This window comes from Ancylobacter sp. Lp-2 (assembly GCF_020523795.1).
In the GTDB taxonomy this organism is placed as follows: Bacteria; Pseudomonadota; Alphaproteobacteria; order Rhizobiales; family Xanthobacteraceae; genus Ancylobacter.
Genome location: NZ_JAJALI010000027.1, coordinates 1 through 1,049, shown reverse-complemented (window position 1 = coordinate 1,049; position 1,049 = coordinate 1). Strand labels below are relative to the sequence as shown.

At 65.7% G+C, this 1,049-nt stretch carries 1 protein-coding gene; it reads left to right on the top strand.

Going from position 1 to position 1,049, the window contains the following annotated elements; all coding sequences use genetic code 11:
• The coding region (gene bamA / locus LGR54_RS25625) for an outer membrane protein assembly factor BamA (protein WP_230364783.1) at nt 1–1,049 on the top strand (1,049 nt) is incomplete at both ends.

The window sequence follows — 1,049 nt, the reverse complement described above, 5'->3', positions numbered from 1 at the left end:
CTCGCCGGCGAGGTGCAGTCCAAGGCGCGGGCGCCGTTCTCCAAGACCACGGTGCAGGCCGACACCCAGCGCATCATCGAGGTGTATCACCGCGCCGGCCGCTACGACGTGCGGGTCGAGCCCAAGACCATCGACCGCGGCCAGGGCCGCGTCGATCTGGTGTTCGAGATCACCGAGGGCGAGAAGCTCGGCGTCGCCGAGATCAAATTCGTCGGCAACAAGGCGTTCTCCGACTGGAAGCTCAAGGACGAGCTGACCACCACGGAGACCAACTGGCTGTCGTGGCTGAAGAACACCGACGTCTATGACGTCGACCGCATCAATTCCGACCAGGAGCTGCTGCGCCGCTTCTACCTGAAGAACGGCTATGCCGATTTCCGCATCGTGTCGGTGACCGCCGACCTCGACCGCAAGAAGAACGGCTTCGTGCTGACCTATGTGCTGGACGAGGGCCAGCAGTACCGCGTCGGCTCGGTTGACGTGGTGTCGAACATCAAGGACGTCGACCCGGCGCGGATCCGTGGGGCGCTGCGCGTCGCCAAGGGTCAGGTGTACAACGCCGAGTTGGTGGAGAAGTCGGTCGAGAACGCGACCATCGAGGTGTCGAAGAGCGGCTACGCCTTCGCCCAGGTGAAGCCGCGCGGCGACCGCAACTCCGAGGCGCGCACCATCTCGCTGGTGTTCGCGGTGGAAGAGGGGCCGCGCGTCTATATCGAGCGCATCGAGATCCGCGGCAACACCCGTACCCGCGACTGGGTCATCCGCCGCGAGTTCGACGTCGCCGAGGGCGACGCCTATAACCGGGTGCTGGTGGACCGCGCCGAGCGCCGTCTGCGCAATCTCGGCTACTTCAAGGACGTGAAGATCACCAACGAGCCCGGCTCGACGCCGGACCGGGTGATCCTGGTGGTGCAGGTGGAAGACCAGCCGACGGGCGAGTTCTCGATCTCGGGCGGCTACTCGACGTCGGACGGCTTCATCGGCGAAGTGGCGGTGTCGGAGAAGAACTTCCTCGGCCGCGGCCAGTATGTCCGCCTCGCCGGCACGCT